At 68.5% G+C, this 17,443-nt stretch carries 18 protein-coding genes and 3 pseudogenes; 8 read left to right on the forward strand and 13 right to left on the reverse strand.

Going from position 1 to position 17,443, the window contains the following annotated elements; genetic code table 11:
- Positions 1 to 117: 117 nt before the first annotated feature.
- Complete coding sequence (locus K9S39_RS02275) at positions 118 to 1,035, reverse strand: MFS transporter (RefSeq protein WP_283112161.1); 918 nt, start codon at positions 1,033 to 1,035, stop codon at positions 118 to 120.
- Between the two features lie 903 nt (positions 1,036 to 1,938).
- Between K9S39_RS02275 and K9S39_RS02280 the strand changes: the two genes are divergently transcribed.
- The 3 genes from K9S39_RS02280 to K9S39_RS02290 all read left to right on the forward strand — a co-directional run bounded on the left by K9S39_RS02280 (position 1,939) and on the right by K9S39_RS02290 (position 5,100).
- A complete protein-coding gene (locus tag K9S39_RS02280; protein ID WP_248861631.1) occupies positions 1,939 to 2,178 on the forward strand; it encodes a phosphopantetheine-binding protein in 240 nt (79 codons plus the stop codon).
- A gap of 210 nt (positions 2,179 to 2,388) precedes the next feature.
- A complete protein-coding gene (locus K9S39_RS02285) occupies positions 2,389 to 3,570 on the forward strand; it encodes an aminotransferase class I/II-fold pyridoxal phosphate-dependent enzyme (RefSeq protein ID WP_248861632.1) in 1,182 nt (393 codons plus the stop codon).
- Positions 3,571 to 3,876: 306 nt separating this feature from the next.
- Positions 3,877 to 5,100: a beta-ketoacyl-[acyl-carrier-protein] synthase family protein gene (locus K9S39_RS02290; RefSeq protein ID WP_248861633.1), complete on the forward strand. Its 1,224-nt coding sequence runs from the start codon at positions 3,877 to 3,879 to the stop codon at positions 5,098 to 5,100.
- 315 nt (positions 5,101 to 5,415) lie between these two features.
- Here the strand turns inward: K9S39_RS02290 and K9S39_RS02295 are convergent, their stop codons facing one another.
- A complete protein-coding gene (locus tag K9S39_RS02295) occupies positions 5,416 to 5,868 on the reverse strand; it encodes a YbhB/YbcL family Raf kinase inhibitor-like protein (RefSeq protein WP_248861634.1) in 453 nt (150 codons plus the stop codon).
- Positions 5,869 to 5,990: 122 nt separating this feature from the next.
- Here K9S39_RS02295 and K9S39_RS02300 point away from each other — a divergent pair, with 122 nt between their 5' ends.
- On the forward strand, positions 5,991 to 6,524 hold the full coding sequence (locus K9S39_RS02300; protein ID WP_248861635.1) for an NTPase: 534 nt from the start codon (positions 5,991 to 5,993) through the stop codon (positions 6,522 to 6,524).
- A 132-nt stretch (positions 6,525 to 6,656) separates the two neighbouring features.
- On the opposite strand, the gene K9S39_RS02305 is transcribed toward K9S39_RS02300, so the two are convergent.
- The 4 genes and pseudogenes from K9S39_RS02305 to K9S39_RS02320 all read right to left on the reverse strand — a co-directional run.
- On the reverse strand, positions 6,657 to 7,877 hold the full coding sequence (locus tag K9S39_RS02305) for a DUF418 domain-containing protein (RefSeq protein ID WP_248861636.1): 1,221 nt from the start codon (positions 7,875 to 7,877) through the stop codon (positions 6,657 to 6,659).
- Positions 7,878 to 8,433: 556 nt separating this feature from the next.
- Positions 8,434 to 8,856 (reverse strand): aspartate 1-decarboxylase, encoded by a 423-nt coding sequence (gene panD / locus K9S39_RS02310; RefSeq protein WP_248861637.1) that lies wholly within the window; start codon positions 8,854 to 8,856, stop codon positions 8,434 to 8,436.
- Between the two features lie 749 nt (positions 8,857 to 9,605).
- On the reverse strand, positions 9,606 to 9,830 hold the full coding sequence (locus K9S39_RS02315; protein ID WP_248869218.1) for a tyrosine-protein phosphatase: 225 nt from the start codon (positions 9,828 to 9,830) through the stop codon (positions 9,606 to 9,608).
- Between the two features lie 77 nt (positions 9,831 to 9,907).
- Positions 9,908 to 10,309, reverse strand: a pseudogene (locus tag K9S39_RS02320) (tyrosine-protein phosphatase); the annotation flags it as partial.
- Between K9S39_RS02320 and K9S39_RS02325 the strand changes: the two are divergent.
- Positions 10,239 to 10,428, forward strand: a pseudogene (locus K9S39_RS02325) (transcriptional regulator); the annotation flags it as partial. The pseudogenes K9S39_RS02320 and K9S39_RS02325 overlap by 71 nt on opposite strands.
- Positions 10,429 to 10,494: 66 nt before the next feature.
- On the opposite strand, the gene K9S39_RS02330 reads toward K9S39_RS02325, so the two are convergent.
- Both K9S39_RS02330 and K9S39_RS02335 read right to left on the reverse strand, forming a co-directional pair.
- Entirely contained in the window at positions 10,495 to 11,667 is a 1,173-nt protein-coding gene (locus tag K9S39_RS02330; protein ID WP_248861638.1) for a macrolide family glycosyltransferase, read from the reverse strand.
- A gap of 179 nt (positions 11,668 to 11,846) precedes the next feature.
- Complete coding sequence (locus K9S39_RS02335; RefSeq protein ID WP_248861639.1) at positions 11,847 to 12,248, reverse strand: hypothetical protein; 402 nt, start codon at positions 12,246 to 12,248, stop codon at positions 11,847 to 11,849.
- A gap of 285 nt (positions 12,249 to 12,533) precedes the next feature.
- Here K9S39_RS02335 and K9S39_RS02340 point away from each other — a divergent pair, with 285 nt between their 5' ends.
- Both K9S39_RS02340 and K9S39_RS02345 read left to right on the forward strand, forming a co-directional pair.
- Entirely contained in the window at positions 12,534 to 13,622 is a 1,089-nt protein-coding gene (locus K9S39_RS02340; protein ID WP_248861640.1) for a helix-turn-helix domain-containing protein, read from the forward strand.
- A gap of 103 nt (positions 13,623 to 13,725) precedes the next feature.
- Entirely contained in the window at positions 13,726 to 13,866 is a 141-nt protein-coding gene (locus K9S39_RS02345) for a MerR family transcriptional regulator (RefSeq protein WP_319949524.1), read from the forward strand.
- Between the two features lie 209 nt (positions 13,867 to 14,075).
- Here the strand turns inward: K9S39_RS02345 and K9S39_RS02350 are convergent, their stop codons facing one another.
- The 5 genes and pseudogenes from K9S39_RS02350 to K9S39_RS02370 form a co-directional block, all read right to left on the reverse strand.
- Complete coding sequence (locus K9S39_RS02350; RefSeq protein WP_248861641.1) at positions 14,076 to 14,381, reverse strand: hypothetical protein; 306 nt, start codon at positions 14,379 to 14,381, stop codon at positions 14,076 to 14,078.
- Between the two features lie 262 nt (positions 14,382 to 14,643).
- The gene (locus K9S39_RS02355; RefSeq protein ID WP_248861642.1) at positions 14,644 to 15,579 is read right to left on the reverse strand and encodes a Crp/Fnr family transcriptional regulator; all 936 of its coding nucleotides are present in this window, start codon (positions 15,577 to 15,579) and stop codon (positions 14,644 to 14,646) included.
- Positions 15,576 to 16,058: a hypothetical protein gene (locus K9S39_RS02360; RefSeq protein WP_248861643.1), complete on the reverse strand. Its 483-nt coding sequence runs from the start codon at positions 16,056 to 16,058 to the stop codon at positions 15,576 to 15,578. The genes K9S39_RS02355 and K9S39_RS02360 overlap by 4 nt, the downstream gene beginning before the upstream one ends.
- Before the next feature lie 51 nt (positions 16,059 to 16,109).
- On the reverse strand, positions 16,110 to 16,637 hold the full coding sequence (locus K9S39_RS02365) for an MFS transporter (RefSeq protein ID WP_248861644.1): 528 nt from the start codon (positions 16,635 to 16,637) through the stop codon (positions 16,110 to 16,112).
- A gap of 58 nt (positions 16,638 to 16,695) precedes the next feature.
- Positions 16,696 to 17,172: pseudogene (locus K9S39_RS02370) on the reverse strand (MFS transporter); the annotation flags it as partial.
- Between K9S39_RS02370 and K9S39_RS02375 the strand changes: the two are divergent.
- The gene (locus K9S39_RS02375; protein WP_248868568.1) at positions 17,137 to 17,430 is read left to right on the forward strand and encodes an MmyB family transcriptional regulator; all 294 of its coding nucleotides are present in this window, start codon (positions 17,137 to 17,139) and stop codon (positions 17,428 to 17,430) included. The pseudogene K9S39_RS02370 and the gene K9S39_RS02375 overlap by 36 nt on opposite strands.
- Positions 17,431 to 17,443: the final 13 nt, after the last annotated feature.

Raw genomic sequence — 17,443 nt, forward strand, 5'->3', positions numbered from 1 at the left:
CGCCACCACGCTTCCGGGATCCTTAACACCCGCGCCCACACGTCCTTTTAGCCCAGCTAACAACGACTAAACACAGTGAGCTGACCCATCAGCTTGCGATCCGACAACTGACAACCCTCAAGAAGGCTTCGTGAACTGGGCTGGCCGGTGCCGGTGCCGGTGCCGGTGCCTTTCTTGCTGGCCATGTCCAGGACAGTGCTTCCAGGGACGGGCAGTGCGATGGTTACGCGGCTGTGTTGGGGCTGTCCCGTTGCACACGGGACGCTTCCGGTTCCTGACTGTTTCCATGTCAGCGATCACTGGCATCACTGGCATCACTGGCGGAGTGTCTCGCCTTGGGCGGAGACGGCGGGTGAGGAGGAGTACGGCGACGGCGGACAGCAGCAGGACCACTGCGGCGGTGAGTGCGAGGGTGTTGTGCCCTGCCGCGAAGGCGGCGTGCAGGGTGTGATCGAGCGTGGCCCGCTCGGGTCCGGGCGCCTGGCCCAGCAGTGAGCCGGCGCCTCCTCCGGACAGCGTCTGCGCAACCTCGTGCGGGTCGGCGACCTGGCCGGACAGGGCGTTTCCCATGGAGGCGACGGCCAGCGTGCCGAAGACGTCGACGCCGATGGCGTATCCGAGTTGCTCGAAGGTGCTGTAGGCGCCGCTGGCCATGCCGGCCCGCGCGGGCTGGACGGTACCGAGGGCGAGCGCGGCCGCAACCTGGAAGATCAGGCCCATACCCAGGCCGCTGACGGCCAGTCCGACGACAATGGCCGGCCAGTGCGAGTCCGCGGTGAGGAAGCCTTCCGTCCCTACGCCGATACCCGCGAGGGCGAGCCCGGCCGTCGCCCCCACACGCGGCGATGGCTTAAGCATCAGCCGCCCGCTCACCAGGGCGACCAGACAGGCGGCGGCCGCGTGCGGAAGCACCACGAGACCGGCCCCGATCGGAGAAAGGTTCCGCAGGGATTGCAGCCACAACGACGTGTAGGGCAGGACCCCATAGACCGCCAGGCGAGGCCCTGACCCGCCGTCCGGACACAGCTGGGTCACACTCGCGTCCGGCGGAACAGAGATCTACTGCGTCGTCAACACCCGTACCACCGACGAGCGCAACGCGCTGCCTCGCCGGTGTCGCCCCGGACGAATCGAGCGCGCAGGAGCTGCCGACCCGCACCAGGGTGTCGTCCGTGCCCCAGTGGACCTCAGTGGCACCTCCCACGGGCACGATTCACAGCCGCAGCGCGGGCGGGATCGGCAGACGGCCACACCTCCGCAGTGGCCCGGCATCGTCAACCACGTGCGCGACTCGGGGCGTTGGGCCTGATACGCGCATCGTGAGGCTGCCATCTCCGACACCATCTTCCGCGATCCTCCGCGTTCACAGGCCAGGCGACGCCCGGTGCCGGGCTGGGCCGGGGCTCGCTCATCGGCGTTGTGTGATCCGGCGGGCGCTGGGAGGGGCAGGGAAGGACGCATTTCATCCCGGTCGCGGAAGCACCTCCACCCGCCCCCTCAGCGCCGGAATTACATGTCTACGGTCTTGGGAGCGCTCTTGGATAGGCTCGTGGATACGGTCGTGGAGTGGGCGCGACGGATGCGCTTCGACATTCCCGAACTCTCGGGGCCAATTGAGCGACTACCTCGTTTGGCCGGTCGAGCAGGCATCCTCCGCCGCCCAGGTGCAGAATCGGTCTCAGGCGGCCGACCGGACGGTCGCGGGACAGGCATTATCAGCGTGCGAGAGTACTTTCTGCTCCATGTGCAGAATTCGCAAGATGCGACGTGTAACTGACGTGTAACTTGAGTCTCATCCATGCGCCCCAAGGCGCTGCGGCGACAAACTCCACAGAAATCCGGGGATCGGAATCCGGGGTCCGGAGTCCGGTTTCGGATTTCATAGTCCGTAGTCCGGGTCGCAATGGAAAATCACCAGTACGAGAAGGATGTGCCTCAATGTACGAGACACTGGCCCTCCTGTTGGTCCACGAGTTCGGGATAGCAGAAGAATTGGTCCACCCCCAAGCCAAGGCCCGGGACATCGAATTGGACTCGTTGTCTCTGGCGGAACTGTCCGTGATGATCACACAGCAGACGGGAATGCAGATCGATGAGGAAGAGGTGAGCCTCGACAGCACCCTCGAAGAGATCGCCGAGCAGTTCAAACCAGCCGACGAAGCACTCTCTCAACGCTAGGAGCCCACGCCTACAGAGACTGCCTGTTCGGCTGGTCAGGCAGGCGCCCTCCGGCCCCGTGCAGAACCACCCCCGTGCCGCAGTAGAAGTCCGTGTCGCAGTAGAAGTCCGTGTCGCGGTAGAACCTTGCTTCACCGCGTTCGCGGACTGCGGGAATTACGAGTCGCCCGCGCCGCGAAGAGGTGTCGAACCCTATCGACAGGATGACGCATGACTGGCTGGATCGCTGATATCCCCCTTCTCGACGAGTTCGTCTCCCGTCGCGATATCTATCCCTATTACCTCGTCATCGAGGACCGGCCGACGCCGGGAGAGGTCGTCGTCGACGGCGTACGTGCGATCAACGCGGCCTCGACGGACTACCTGGGGCTTGCTACCGATTCCGGTGTGCGCGCGGCGGCCTCGCAGGCTGCCGCCAAGTACGGCGCCTGTTGCACCGGGTCTCCCATGCTCGGCACCATGGCACTCCATCATGAGCTGGAAGAGGAACTGGCCGACTTTCTCCGCCGCCCCGCGGTCATGCTGACCATGACGGGATTCCAGGCCAACCTGTCGCTGTCCGCGCTATTCGGCCCCAATCACATGGTGATCGCGGACCAGCACATCCACGCCTCCCTCGTGGAATCCGTTTCCCTCGGACGAGCTGAGCACCGCCGGTTCGGGCACAACAACGTCGCCCATGCCGAAAGGCTCATGCGTACCGCCATCAACAAGGGCAAGATCCCCGTCGTTGTCACCGAGGGAGCGTTCTCTCTCGGCGGCGACCTCTGCCCGCTTCCGCAGCTTGCCGAACTGGCCGAGCGCTATGGCGCCGGCCTGATCGTCGACGGCGCGCACGACTTCGGTGTGCTCGGAAAGAACGGGCGGGGTGCCGGCGAGCACTTCGACGCCGAGACGGCGATCGACATCGTCACCGGCACGCTCTGCAAGGCATTCGGCTCAGTCGGTGGGTTCGTCGCCGGCTCGGTGAAGGCCATCCGCAACGTGCGTCACTCCGGGCCTTCCCAGATGTACTCGGCATCGCTGCCACCGGCGTCCGCAGCAGCCGCGCTGACGGCCGTACGGACGGCTCGCGCCCGGCCCGAGCTCCGCGCCGCGGTATGGAACTCGGCGCAACGCCTGCATCGTGGCCTGGCGCAGCTGGGGCACCGTATGCCGGCCTGGCCGGGCCCCGCGGTCGCGCTGCCCGCCGGGGAACCCGAAACGGGCCTGAAGACATGGCGGGCCTTGCTCGACGCGGGTGTCTTCACAGGGGCGTTTCTGCCCCCCAGCGTGGCCGGGGACCAGCTCGTCATCCGCATCACGGTCACGGCGGGACACACACCGGACCAGGTGGACCGGATCATCGAGGCGGTCGGACGGCACCTCCCGCCCCAAACCGCCGCGGCCTAGTCTTCCAGTCCGTCGTCCGACCCCTCGTCCGATCCTTCCTCCGCCCCCTTCCTCCGCCCCCTTCCTCCGCCCCCCTTGCTCCGCTCCTCCTCCGCTCCTTCCTCCAGCCCGGCACCGCCCCTGCCCCACCTGACCGTCGGGGACAGAGAGGCGAAGTGCTCCGACTCATGCTCCTGACCGAGCTCACCCGCCCCGCGCGAGCCCCGGCCGCCGCAGCGCCACCGCCACCCCTGAGAGGTCTAAGAGCCGCGGAAGCCCGCTCGCTCAGCCACCACGTCGCCACACCCCACGACGAAGGGAACGGACATGCGCAGCGAGGCCGCTGTCACCGGCATCGGGATGATCACCCCCGCCGGACTCACCACGGAATCCACCTGGGCCACGGTGTGCCAGGGACACAGCCTGGCGCGCACGGATCCCGACCTGGCGGGGCTGCCCGTGGACATTTCCTGCCGCGTCGACGGGTTCGACGCCGACGCCGTTCACGGCCGGCGCCTGGCACGACGCCTGGACCGCTTCATCCACCTCGCTCTCGTCGCCGCCCAGCAGGCGGTCAGGGACGCCGAACTCGACCCGGCCACCTGGAATGCCCCCCGCGTGGCCGTCATTCTCGGCGTCGGCGGCAACAGCATGCACAGCTACTTCCGTGAGTTCGAAGTTCTGAGCGAAGGCCACCCGGAACTGGTCTCGCCCCTCGCGCTGCCGCGGAGCGTGCCGAGCATGGCTGCCGCCGAAGTCGCCATCGCCCTGGACGCCCGCGGCCCGAACTTCACCGTGGCCAGCGCGTGTGCCTCCGGCGCCACGGCCCTGGCGGTCGCCGCCGAGATGGTCACCTCGGGCGCCTGCGACATCGCCCTCGCCGGCGGTGCCGAATCAGGACTCTCACCGATGACCGTGACGAGCTTCCAGCAGATGCACGCCCTTTCGGAGCGCACCGACGCTCCGCACCGCGCCTCACGCCCCTTCGACGTCGATCGCGACGGTTTCGTCCTCGCGGAAGGTGCCGCCGTCCTCGTCCTCGAACACCCCCGGAACGCGCTACGCCGCGGTGCCGACCAGCGTGCACTGCTCTGCGGACACGCCAGCACCAGCGATGCCTACCATCCGGTGGCCCCGCACCCCGAGGGTACGGGCGTCGAACACGCGCTGCGTACGGCGTTGCAGGAGTCGGGCCTGCATGCGCGCGACATCGGACATATCAATGCCCACGGCACCTCGACCCCCTTCGGGGACAAAGCCGAGGCACGCGCCCTGCACCGCGTCTTCGGCCCGGTGCCGCCCCCCGTCACCGCCCCGAAGAGCATTCTGGGCCACGCTCTTGGAGCGGCCGGTGCCATCGAGGCAGCCCTGACCGTCCTCACCCAGCAACACCAGCTCATCCCTCCCACCGCCAACCTCGACCGCCAGGACGGCGACTGGGAACTGGACATCGTCACCCAGGCCCCGCGAGCCACAGCCATCAACGCTTCTGTCAGCAACGCATTCGGTTTTGGCGGTCAGAACACCGTCCTGGTGTTCGCGGAGGCATGAGCGCATCGGACGGGCGGCTCGTGCGCCATCGCGGACTCGCCCCTGCTGCTTCTTCCAGCGCCGGTCGGTGGCCTGCTGATCGGCCGTTGTCATCCGGAGCATGGCGTCCCCTCGACGCGAACCACGTGGCTACGGCGGTGCGGGACCCGGCGTCCGTCGCGCTGCCCGGGTGGCGAGCCCCGTCGCGTGAAGCACACGCGGATGCCGGGACACAGCGCTCGGGGTCGGGGGCACACCCTGGACCAGACCCGCCCGCCCTGGCTGAGACTGCCCGACCCGACTGTAACCTGTCCGCCGCCCGGTCGAGCACAAAGGTCAGCGCTCGTAAGTGCCCACCAGCACGCCGCTCGCCAGCTCTCTCCCCTTCACCGCACGATGCACTGCGTCGACCGTCGGCTTGCCGTGCAGGGGAAGCGACTCCGACACGGCCCACAGGCGGAAGAAGTAGCGATGCGGCCCGTGCCCCGGCGGAGGCATCGGACCGCCCCAGCCCGGCCGGCCGAATCCGTTGGGCCACTCCTGGCCGCCGGAAGGTGGCTCCCCCTCTCCGGCACCGGAACTCCGCGGATCGATTCCGGTGACCAGCCAGTGCAGAAACGACCCGCCCGGGGCGTCGGGGTCCTCGCAGAGCAGGACCAGCTCCGACGCACCGTCCGGCACCTCCGACCAGGTCAGCGGAGGCGAGACATCGTCGCCCTCCCCGCTGTGGTGCCGGGGGATCACCGCATGGTCGTTGAACGCAACGCTCCTGAGCTCAATTCCCGTCATGCGCGCGGCTCTACCCGGAACGGCCCGGCCGGCACCGGTCCAGACGGGCAGAACACCCGATTGGCCGAGTACGCCGACCAGCGCGCCGGGAACCCGTAAGACGGACCTATACGGAGCACAAGATGCCAACGAAAATCCTGCTTGAGGGACGCCCCGGCGTAGGGAAGACGACCCTGGTCCGCCGATTGACCGCGCTCCTGCACACCCGTAGGGCTGTCGGCTTCACCACGGAGGAGATCCGGGAGGCCGGCACGCGGACCGGCTTCGCGCTGGAAACGCTGGCGGGCGGTCCGCGAGCCGTACTCGCCCATGTCGACTTCCCGGGTCCGCCGCGGGTGGGCCGGTACGGCGTCGACCTGGACGTCATGGAACGGCTCGCGCTGCCGCCGCTCAGGTCGGCGGCAGCGAATCCGGTTCCCGGGGAGCTCGTGCTGATCGACGAGCTCGGACGCATGGAGCTGGCGTGCACCGCGTTCCGGGACACGGTCCGGAACCTGTTCGAGTCCGGCATCGACATCGTCGCCACGGTCCATGCGAAGAGCGACCCGTTCACCGACGCCCTCAAGCGGCGCCCCGGCATCGAACTCGCCCAGGTGACCCGGGCGAACCGAGATGCCCTGCCCGAGGCTCTGGCAGCCCGGTTCGAGGGCCCATGACGCCCTCTTCTGCGACGACGCCTGCCCCAGTAGCACTCCAGGCATGGCCCAGCACCTAGGGGAACGGTCCCGGCGTGGGGTTCCGGCAACGGGGTGTGGAGTTGTCGCCGGTGACCGACACCGGCCACGGGCTCAGCGCCGTAGCAGTCGCTTCTGCACCGATTCCAGCGGACCGTGCTCGAACCGCCGCAGCCACAGACTCGCCCCCGCGACCAGCACCAGGCAGATCGCCGCCCACAGACCCATCACCCACCACGGGCCGCGGTCCGCCCAATGGGACGCCAGGCCGAGTCCGATGCCATAGCAGGCCAGCATGGCGAGCGCGTTCTGCAGTACGTAACAGGACAGGGCGGTACGGCCGACGGAGGTCAGGGCGGAGGTCAGCGGGCCCGGACGGCGGAGCCGGTCCATCACCATGCCGATGAGGCCGAGGTAGCCGATCGCCAGGACCGGCGCCGCCGCGTACCGCTCCAGAAGGAAGAAGCCCGAACCGCCCAGCACGGTGACGGTGTTGAGGGGCAGGCCGATCCCCAGTCCCCACGCGGCCAGCCGACGCCGAATGCGCCGCCCCGCCGCATCGCCCTGAAACGCCCCGGCCCTGAAGAGCCGTACGCCGAGCAGGAACAGGAACACCAACAGCCCGAAGGAGAGCACCGGTTCGACGCGCAGCACCACGGCATGCGACAGCCGGAAGGTGATCTGCTCCGCGTAACCCCCCTCCGCGTACAGCGCCACGGCATCGGCGCCGGGGCCGCCACCCGTCCCGCCGCCCGAGGCGAGCAGCCTGGCGGCCGTGAGCAGCGCCATCGCCGCCAAGTGCAGCCCGCCCATGGCGATCCACGTCACGCGCTGCGCCCGCGCGGAACGTGTCAGCAGCCAAGCCACCAGCAACGCGACCACCGCGTACCCCATCAGCACATCCCAGGCGAAGACGAGTACAAAGTGCACGGTCCCCTCGGCGAAGAGGAACAACGCCCGCCACTTGTACCGGCCCGGCCACGGCTGCCCGCGCTCGGCGGCCGACCGGAACTGGATGGCCAGCCCGACTCCGAAGAGCATCGTCAGCATCGACAGGAACTTGCCGTTCGCGAGGGACCGGAAGACCGTCTCCGCCACCCCGGCCGGGGACGACGCGTCGGCCCCCGCCGAGATTCCGGCGTTTCCGCTGATGAGGCCCCACTCGGCGGCCGGCCCGGCGAAGATCCAGACGTTGCTCATCAACGTCCCGAGAATCGCCACCCCGCGCAGCACATCCAGCAACGGCAATCGCGCCCGCGCCCCGCCCCCTGCCCTCCCGGTGGCCCCCTCCGCCGCCGCTGCCGCTGCCGCCTGCGTCCTAACTGCCTCGGACACCCCAACTCCCGCCCGTGATACGTGCTTTCCCACCATGGTCTTGGCGCTCTGGGCCGGATCCCTCGTCCGCAGCGACGAAAGCCGACTACATCCTTCGAAGCAGTACGCAGGTCCACGTATCACCCAGCCGCTCGTCGAGCTCGTATCTCCCGGGCGCCCTGCACGATGTGACGGGCAGCCACACACCAACCCTGCTCGGCTGTTCCGCTGCGCTGCACGTCGCGATGACCGGGTGCCTCACCGCACTGCCGGGCACTCCCGGTGGCGGCGGTTCCGTGCTCGCCGGAGGCCGGGGCGGTCCGGTTGGCCAGATCCACCAAGGCGCGCCGCGCGCCGACCGGGGCCGGAGAATGACTTCTGCCCGGTCGACTGGGCACACGCGGTCGGATTCGATCCGCCTGCGTCATCCACCCGGAACATCCCTCCCTTGAATTCACCGGAATGGATAGTTCATTCGCTGGGAACTCCGCCGGTCACGTTCCTTTAGGTGCATTCCACAGTGGTTTTTTCCGGCGTGAAGCGCAACGCCCGATGAAAAGAGCCAGCCCCAGGGCCCTCAGACCGCCGAGGCCGCCCTCGGGCTGCGTGACGTAGCACTGCCGGGCACCGGCTCGGAGGTGTCGGCGCCCAGCGCGACGATCCGGTTGTCCGCGTCGGCATGCACCACCTTCGGGCGCAGCGCGCGGGCCTCCGCGTCGTCCACCTGGGCGTAGCTGATCAGAATGACCAGGTCACCGGGGTGCACCAGATGTGCGGCCGCCCCGTTGATGCCGATGACGCCCGAGTCCCGCTCGCCCTCGATGACATATGTCTCCAGGCGGGCCCCGTTGTCGATGTCGACGATGTGGACGAGCTCACCGGGCAGCAGGTCGGCGGCCTCCATCAGCGCGGCGTCGATGGTGACCGACCCCACGTAGTGCAGATCGGCCTCGGTCACCGTGGCCCGGTGGATCTTGGACTTGAACATGGTACGCATCATCGAGAGACTCCAGGATCTAGGCTCCCTGCCTGCGTTTTGCAGGTCAGGGGCGGTTTCCACACCCTATGTCCAGTCGCGTTTCCGAGCAGCCGCCGCCAGGCTCCTTCACCGGGCTCACGCTGACCGAATGCCGACCTTCCGGACGCCACATCAGGTAGATGCAGAGGCACTTCGGGGCCTTCCGCCCTACCCGACCGGGACGACGACACAAGGGTACGCAGCACCCGCCCCTGCCACAGCGAGAGCCTCATCACGCCGCCTGCGGTTGCGCTGCGGGGCACCACGGTCGCGAGCGTCCGCGGCTCCCAGTGGGGAGCTTCGCAGCGTCACCCCAGAAGACGGCCACGCTGCCCGGCGCCGGTGAAGAGAGATCGTTCCAGCGTGCCGCTTTCCCATCATTTCGAACGTACAAAAACTGCCGGTCGATCGAATTCCATTCATTCCCGGAGGTGCGAAATACAGCAGATTACCCTCTGGCACATCCCCCCCAAATATGCCCTGACGCGAATAACCGGATTGCAATTACCAGCACAAGGTATCGAGCCATTGGGGGCATTGTCTGCTGACGGTGACCGGACCGGGCCGGGCGGACTCGCTCAACCCCCTTCGGACGGTCCGGGTGGCGGCGACCGGTGCACGGATTTCGTACCGGCGCGGGCGGCATCAGGGGGGTACGGAGTCGCTTTTCCAGGAGCCCACCGGGCTTCCACTGGTCGATCCCCCTGGCGATCTGCCAACGTACGGCATCGTCACGCAGGCGGACCCAGCGTGGGAAGGTCCTGTTCCATCGCGAGGCGGAAGGCCGGCTCACACCCGGGGGCCGGTTCGAGCAGGTTGCGACGCAGAGCTGCCACCAAGTCGTCGTCGACGCCCAGCAGATCACGGGTGTCATCGCGTACGCACCCGTGCTGCTGGGCCAAGGCGGCGAGGAACCGGCGCATGACGTCGGCCGGCGCGTGGCCGTATCCGGCCACGTCGGCTGCCGGACAAGATGGTCGGCCCGCCAATCTGCCAACAGACGCTCGGTGGCACGCTCGGTGAGCGTGAAATCCTCGATGATCTGCGACTCCGGGACTCCCAGCAGAGCAAGGACGAGAGCGGCCACCAGTCCGGCGCGGTCCTTGCCGGACGTGCAGTGGAACACCACCGGACCGTCCTCGGCGGCGATCACTTCGAGGACCTGGCGGAGTTCCTTGACGCCGTCATGGGCCACTTCCATGTACCTCGCCGCGAGGAACGGCCCGGTCTCCACCTCCGGGCCCAAGCCCGCCTGGTCATAGGGGCGGTGCTCGATGCTGAGGTTGTGATAGATGACGGACGTGTGCTCGGGGAGACGGCCCTTCGCCGCTGTCTCCCACGGGTGGCGCAGATCAACGGAGCAGGGCTGGGTGCGGGTGAAGATGCCGGTCGAGTCCCAGGCCGTCGCGGTCAGCGATCTGCTCCGGCTCGGCACGGAGGCCCGAGGCGCTCGGCCCTCCCGGACTGCGGCAAGCGATCACCGAGGCCGTGGCCGCACTGGCACACCGGTACGGGGCAGTGCGCGGCACTCGATCTGACGTCGGTCCAGGATGATCACTCTCGACCGATCACTGCGGATCCCGACTGATCGCGGCTGATCGCGACATCATGCGAGCGCCTTCAGCGGAGGTACTTCTCGATCACCTCCGCGCCGCGGACGGCGCCGCCGCTCCCCGTGACGACCTTGCGCATCCGGTCGAGGTGGGCACGCACCGTGGAGTCGGAGGCGACTCGGGTGACCGCGGCCCGCAATGACTCGGGGGTCACGTTGCGCGCGTCCAGTTGCTCGCCGAGCCCCAGTTCCCGTACGCGGCCGGCGTTGGCGGCCTGTTCGGGCATTTGCGGGACGGTGATCAGTGGTACGCCGTAATGCAGCGCCTCCATCGTGGAGTTCATGCCGGCGTGGGAGACGAAGGCCGCGGCCTGCCGTAGTACGGCCGGCTGCGGAAACCGCGGTCGTACGTCGAAGGCGGGCGGAATGGCTCCCAGCGTGGCCGGGTCCACATCGCCCACGGTCATTGCCACCTGCCACGGTCCGTCGCCGAATGCGTCGATGCAGGTGCGGTAGAACTCGGGACGGTCGGTGAAGACCGTTCCCAGAGAAATGAACAGCACCGGAGCTTCCGGGTCGGACGGCGACCATGGTTCGGCGCTCGCCCGACTGCCTATGGAGGGGCCGATGAAGTGGAAGGTCTCGTCGAAGGTGTCGCCGGCGGGCTGGAACTCCTTCGGTATGAATACGAGGTTCAGCTTCTCTTTGACGTCCATGACGAATCCCGGGTCCAGCGGGACCCCGTGTTCGGCGGAGAAGGCCGCGCAGTCGGCGGCGAGTGCGGTCGCTATGGCCTGGTCGTCCTCGGATCCGGCCATGAACTCGTCGAAGAGCGAATACACCTCGTTCGAGGCGAAGTTCGGAATGGTCTGCACAGCGGGAATTCCCAGCTGTTGAGCGACGAGTCGGGCCGGCCAGTTCATTCCGTCGTAGCAGATCGCGTCCGGCGGCTCGCCGATGCAGCGCTCGCGCAGCACCGGATAGGCCATGCGCATCGCTGCGAACAGATAGGACATGAAGTCGGCGAAGGCTTGGACGGTGATCTCGCGTGGCGGTGCTATCGGCTCCGGCGACTGGAGCTCGATCCAGCGCGCGCCGGCCCTGGTGACCGCGTCGGAGTGTTCTCCTGTGGTGGCATAGTCCACCCGATGCCCTCTCCGTACGAGTTCCTCCACCAACGGCAGCGTGGGGTTGACGTGCCCGTGTCCGACAAGGCTTACGAATAACAGGTGCTTCGGCATGCCTTAGACCCTATCGAGGGTGATGGCTTGACTCGACCTTCTTTTTTTGCGGCATGCGTCATGGCCCAGGCCCTGCCCGCCGGCCTGGCCCCGTCCGGTCGGCCCGACCGGACGGGGCCTCTGTCTCGCTCACGCTTGCCTCAAGGTGTCAGCGCGTCAGCTTGTCAGCGGACCGTCGGTCAGCGAATCGACAGGACGACGGATCGGGCCCGGTGCCAGCCGGTGTTGATCGATGTGACCCTGTGGCGGTCGGTCGCACGGTAGTAGTGCTTGTGCCCACTGGGACGGAACCGCACCTTGCCGTAGACGGCCCTGCCGTCCCTCCGGGTGTCGTGCAGGTGCCCGGTCACCTTGATGTAGCCCCTCGACTTGCACGCCTTGTAGGTCAGGTGCCCCTTGGAGATCCTGAGCGTCTTCCAGTGGGTGCAACGGGCTTTCGCGGACTCGGCCTGCGTACCCGACTCCACGGTGACGGCGGTGGGCTTGTTCGGGGCGGCGCTGGCGCCGGCAGGTACGGCGAGCGTGGTGACGGCGGCCGCTGCGACCGTGGCGGCGGCGAGCCCGGGGCGAAGCTTGCGCATTTTGCGGGTTCTCCTTGTACGTCGATGCGAGTGGTTTCTGCGTGGGTGGAACGACTCCGACGCTGCCAAGGCACCGCGCTGACCTGCAACGAATCCCGGCTGGGACGGGACACCGGGACGACCCGCCCCGTGTGACCTGTGCAGTCGCCCACCCGGTGGGACGGCCCTGGGACGAACCCGGCGCAACTGCCCCCTGAAACAACTCAGGGACAGGCACGGGCAACCTCTGGCACAGTGAAAAAAATCGGGATGCGCGAACAGCGTCCCGGCTTCGGGGGAGGCAATATGACGCAGCGTGCGGAATGTGACCGATTCGCAGCGTGTCTACGAACATTCAAGGAGCGGGCCGGCTTCAGTTACGGGGCCCTCGCCAAGAAAACCGGAAGCAGCCGTTCAAGCCTGCATCGCTACTGTTCGGGCTCTGCCGTACCGTTGGACTACGGAACGGTGCACCACCTCGCCACGGTCTGCGGCGCGTCTTCCGAGGAACTGCGCAGACTCCACAAACTCTGGGCCCTGGCGGACGCGAGCCGTGACCTGCAGGCGCGGCGGCCGAAGGCGGAGCCGGCACTGCAGGCAGAGCCACACGTGGAGGAAGCGGCAGGGGCAGTGGCAGCACCGGACGGGGAAGCAGAACCGGAGGAAGAGCCGGCGGACGACCCCAGGGAGGAGCCGGAGCCCGGCATCCGCCGTAGGCGATGGCCATGGCAACGGCAATGGCAGCGGCGATGGCCCGGCAGGGATACGCCCCTCATCGCCGTCGCGGCCGTGCTCGCCCTGAGCGCTACCATATGGTCCGTCTCTTTTCTCTCTCCGTCACGCTCATCGGGCAGCAGCGAACAGCGGCCCCTCTTCTCGGACGCCTGCTCTCCGGTGGTCAGCATGGGCGAGCACGACGAATGCGTACGGGAGCTGCAGCGTCTGCTGTCCCGCGCGGGAGCCGATATCGAGATCGACAGCAGCTTCGGGCCACAGACCCTGCGTCGTGTGACGGCCTTTCAAGTGTTCGCAGGCATGCGCCCCAACGGGATCGTGGGCGAGCAGGAGAAGGAAGCCCTGTACGAGTCGAGGGTGAGGCTGCACACCTGGCCCCGCGAGAAGGTGCGCGAGCGCATCCGGGAGGTGTTCCCCGAGGCGCCGCACCGAGCGGTCAAGGTGGCCGACTGCCAGTCCTTGCTCGACCCGCTGCACATCCTGCCGAACACCGACGGCACCAGGAACTGGGGGGTCTTCCAGATCTCCGACGCCCGGCTGCGCGACCTGGCAGGCACTCCGCGCGACGCGCTCGATCCGGAGTGGAACATCCAGTCGGCGAAACGGCTGTGGAGCCGCTCCCGCGACTTCCGTGACTGGCCGAACTGTTCCAGGGCCTGATGATCTCGTGCCGGGCCGGTGGTGGCACCGGGGAACCGAGATCGCTGATCATGATGCGCGTGATGTCAACCGGGCATCGCATCGTGGTGGTCAGGGAGGGACCATGCGGATCGGTGAGCTGGCCGAGCGCACGGGTGCGAGTCGGCGGTCGATCCGTTACTACGAGCAGCAGGGACTGCTGGAGTCGGAACGCACGGGCAAAGGCCGGCGGGTGTACGGCGAGAACGCCGTCAACCGGTGCTGAGGTGCTCGGCGTCCGCTACGTACCGCCGGCCGCCGCCGCATTGATGCCGCTGTCTTCCTGCTGACGCTGCCGGGGCCACGGGACACCGCCCCCGGGACTCACCCCAGCCGGCCCGCCGCACTGCGACGGGCCGGGTGAGAGCCGCGTGGCCGGGAGGAGTTCGCCGCCGAACTCCTCCCAGCCGTATGTGGGTTACCACTGCCGCCGGGTCAGAAGATGAGCCAGCTCAGCAGGCCGGGGCCGCCGTAGCCGCCGTAGCCCACGTGGCCATAGCCTCCCTTGCCGTAGCCCACGTGGCCGTAGCCTCCCTTACCATCGCTGTAGCTGTACCCGCCACTGCCATGACCGCAGCCGCACTTGTCGTCGGTGCCTCCCCCTCTGTGGGAGCTGGTGGACTTCGCCGGCTTGTCACTGGTGGCGGCCGACGCGGCGCCGGAGCCGGCGACGACGGCGCCGGCAGCCAGGAACGTGGCCGCGGTGCCGAGAGCAACGCGGCGCAGCAGGTGGTTTCGCATGAGGAGCTTCTCCTTCGCACAGGGACGGCGGTCGCCGCCCTCCATGGCCACTGGTATGTTTCGCGCCCTCTGTCCAAACCTCTCGGTGGTCCGGACGAGCGAGGGCACGGCCAGAACAGTGACATACGTCCGATTAATGCCAAGGAGAACGGGGTTGCGTCGGGTGGCGCCGGGCGGCTCCGGCCGCCGGCCGCGTCGACGCCGGTCCGGTTCCGGCGCCGGGGCCTTTCCGGCCCTGCTCCAACGTGCCGGGACAGCACACCTAGCCCGCCGCGTCGCGCAGCCGGTCCGGTTCCAGGACCGTGATCCGGCCGCGGCCCAGACGCAGCAGACCGCGCTCCGCGTAGTCGTGCAGCACCTTGGTGGTGGTCTCGCGGGAGGTACCGGCCAGGGCGGCGAGCTGCTCGTGGGTGAGGGCGATCTGCGGGTGCCGGGCACCGGGCCGCAGCGGCAGGCCCGCCGCCGCCTCGGGGGTGAGGGTGGTCAGAGTGGTGGCGATGCGCTGCGGTACGGACTTGAAGACGCTGTCGGACAGCCGTTGTTCGAGGTCGGCCAGGCGGCGGCCGAGGATCTCGGTGATGCGGGTGGCGATCCGTACGTCGGAGAGCAGGAAGCGGTCGACGTCGGCGCGGTTCATCACGCAGACGGTGACATCGTCCAGGGCCTCGGCGAAGTTGCCGTACATCCGCTGGCCGAGCAGCAGCATCTCGCCGAAGATCGTGCCCGGGCTGAGGATCGCGGTGGTCAGGGCGCGTCCGTCGCCGGAGACGCGGAAGATCCGGATCCGGCCGCGTTTGAGGATGAAGAGCACCTCACACGGCTGCTCCGGGATGTAGAGCATTTCCCCGGCGGCGTAGGTCTTCATCGGGGCGGCCTCCGCGATGGCCGCCATCTCCTGCTCGTTCAGATCGCGGAAGATGTCGACCTCGGACAGACACCAGGTCTTCTCGGCATCCTCGCCGGTTTCCATCACGTACGCCGCCTCCTCACGCCGTCCGGGGGCCCATGGGGGCGGGGCCGCGCCCCAGACCGGGTGGGCAAGGCCACGGGCCCCTTCCTCCAGACAGTAGCGGGCGGAGCCTTCGCCGGGGACGGTCCCGTACGGCGCGGCGGTGTCGTTGAGGGTGGTGTGGTTGGCCGAGTGATGCGCGGCGTCTCCTCCTGCGGGAGGCGGGGAGGTGCGGTCCCTGTCGGTCATGATTCGGTGTGACCGCGCTGCTGCATGGCCTTGTGGATGCCGGCGTACGCGAGGCCCAGGAGGAGCCCGTAGACGAGGTGGGCGCCCAGGCTGGAGCTGGTGACGTCATTCCACTCGAAGACCGGCATACCCATGTTCGCCGGCATGATCCACAGTGCCCCGATGAACCACAGGACGGCGCCGTAGGCCAGGCCGAGAAGCGCGGCGGGCGCCATCCGTGCGGCCCACTGCCCCAGCAGCGCGCCGAAGGCGATACCGGCGGAGATCGCGATGGCCAGATGGATCAGCCAGCCCGCGAAGGCGTTGGTCGAGCCGAGCAGCCCGGCGACCATCGTGATCATCGCGGTGTCCATCATCGGCCTGGAGACGGACATCCAGATGCCCATCCCGATACCACCGACCACCCCGGAAGCGGCGCCGATGACCGCATGGAGGGGGATGACGGCGGGGCTCGGGAAAACGTGTGCGGTGGTAGCCATGGCCGTGTCCTTCCGGAGCAGGTGGTTGCGGTTGTATGGCTACTTTTGACGCTAGGAGCGGGCCCTGCCGTGGAATGTAAGCGTGCTTACATTTCTCCCGTCCTGCTCGGCCGTATCCGGTCCCGGCAGGTCCCGACAGCGGACGCGGCCGATTCCCGCCGCGAGGGTCAGCGGGACGGTGAGGACGGCGGCGAGCAGGAAGAGCCCCCGGTACGCTCGGTGTTCCGCCGCGTCCGCGGTGAAGCCGCTGGCCGGCGCACTGCCGACGTAGAGGGCCACACCGGACATGACGACCCCGGTGGCCCTGGCCGTCGGCGTCAGAGCGGTTGCCCATGACTGGATGGTGGAGTGCATGAACGACCAGCCGCCCCCCAGCAGCAGAGCGGTCGGTACCAGTGCCGGGACGGACAGGCTCACCTCGGCGGTCGTATAGGCGGCCGCCATTTGTATGCCGCCCACCAGGATGATCGTGGATGGCTGCCACCGGCCGACCAGACGCTTGACCACCTGAGCCGCCGTCATGGAGCCGACCCCGTACAGGGCGGCCACCGCGCCGGCCAGGGTGGTCGGCCGGCACACCCCGGTCCTCCAGCGCGGGGGCCGGGTACGTCAGCAAGCCCGGCAACACGGCCCCTTCAAGGAGCGCCACGGCCATCACGTACCACTGCCACCGTGAGCGCATGACCACACGGATCGAGGCCAGCAGGGGGCCGGAAGGCTCCCGTTCCGGTTCGGGCAGCCGGCGCAGGGCCACCGTGAGGCAGGCGGCGAACAGTCCCGGCAGCGCGAAGACCAGGCGCCAGCTCACATAGTGCGCCAGAGCACCGGCCACCACGGTGGCCACCGCTGTACCCAGGGCGAACGCGGTCATCAGTCCGCTGAGCGGGCGCTGACGTATCTCAGCGGGCACGGTGTCGCCCACGTACGTCAGCGAGGCCGCAATGAAGGCGGCGAAGCAGGCACCCGCTGCCCCACGGGCGACGATGAGCAACGTGGCGCCGGGGGCCAGCGCCGAGCAGAGCGCGGCGACCGCCGCCCCGGCGAGCGAGCATCGCATCACCCGGGCCCGGCACGCGCTTTGCTGGGCCAGTTCCGCGCCAACGCCGCCCGCCATCCCGGCGACCCGCGGTACGCCGAGATCATCGGCCAGATCGTGGGGGATCCGGACGCGGCCCGGTGGTACGAGCGGAGGGAGACAGCCGCCTACCGGCCCGCGGTGCGGCACTTCCGGCATCCGGCGGCCGGTGAACTGCGGCTGCGTTACGTCAAGTTGGCTGCCGTCGAGGAGCCTGGCCACCACTTCCTGGCCTATGTGCCGGATGGCCGGGGGGGGGCCGAGGCCGCGGTCCACAGGCTCACGGAGGTGGCGTGAGCGCGGGCAAGGC

It is taken from the genome of Streptomyces halobius (assembly GCF_023277745.1).
GTDB lineage: Bacteria > Actinomycetota > Actinomycetes > Streptomycetales > Streptomycetaceae > Streptomyces > Streptomyces halobius.

Coding starts and splice junctions, on each gene's coding strand:
- K9S39_RS02280 (WP_248861631.1), top strand. CDS start 1,939: ATGTACGAGACACTGGCCCTCCTGTTGGTCCACGAGTTCGGGATAGCA.
- K9S39_RS02285 (WP_248861632.1), top strand. CDS start 2,389: ATGACTGGCTGGATCGCTGATATCCCCCTTCTCGACGAGTTCGTCTCC.
- K9S39_RS02290 (WP_248861633.1), top strand. CDS start 3,877: ATGCGCAGCGAGGCCGCTGTCACCGGCATCGGGATGATCACCCCCGCC.
- K9S39_RS02295 (WP_248861634.1), bottom strand. CDS start 5,868: ATGACGGGAATTGAGCTCAGGAGCGTTGCGTTCAACGACCATGCGGTG.
- K9S39_RS02300 (WP_248861635.1), top strand. CDS start 5,991: ATGCCAACGAAAATCCTGCTTGAGGGACGCCCCGGCGTAGGGAAGACG.
- panD (WP_248861637.1), bottom strand. CDS start 8,856: ATGATGCGTACCATGTTCAAGTCCAAGATCCACCGGGCCACGGTGACC.
- K9S39_RS02330 (WP_248861638.1), bottom strand. CDS start 11,667: ATGCCGAAGCACCTGTTATTCGTAAGCCTTGTCGGACACGGGCACGTC.
- K9S39_RS02335 (WP_248861639.1), bottom strand. CDS start 12,248: ATGCGCAAGCTTCGCCCCGGGCTCGCCGCCGCCACGGTCGCAGCGGCC.
- K9S39_RS02340 (WP_248861640.1), top strand. CDS start 12,534: ATGACGCAGCGTGCGGAATGTGACCGATTCGCAGCGTGTCTACGAACA.
- K9S39_RS02345 (WP_319949524.1), top strand. CDS start 13,726: ATGCGGATCGGTGAGCTGGCCGAGCGCACGGGTGCGAGTCGGCGGTCG.
- K9S39_RS02350 (WP_248861641.1), bottom strand. CDS start 14,381: ATGCGAAACCACCTGCTGCGCCGCGTTGCTCTCGGCACCGCGGCCACG.
- K9S39_RS02355 (WP_248861642.1), bottom strand. CDS start 15,579: ATGACCGACAGGGACCGCACCTCCCCGCCTCCCGCAGGAGGAGACGCC.
- K9S39_RS02360 (WP_248861643.1), bottom strand. CDS start 16,058: ATGGCTACCACCGCACACGTTTTCCCGAGCCCCGCCGTCATCCCCCTC.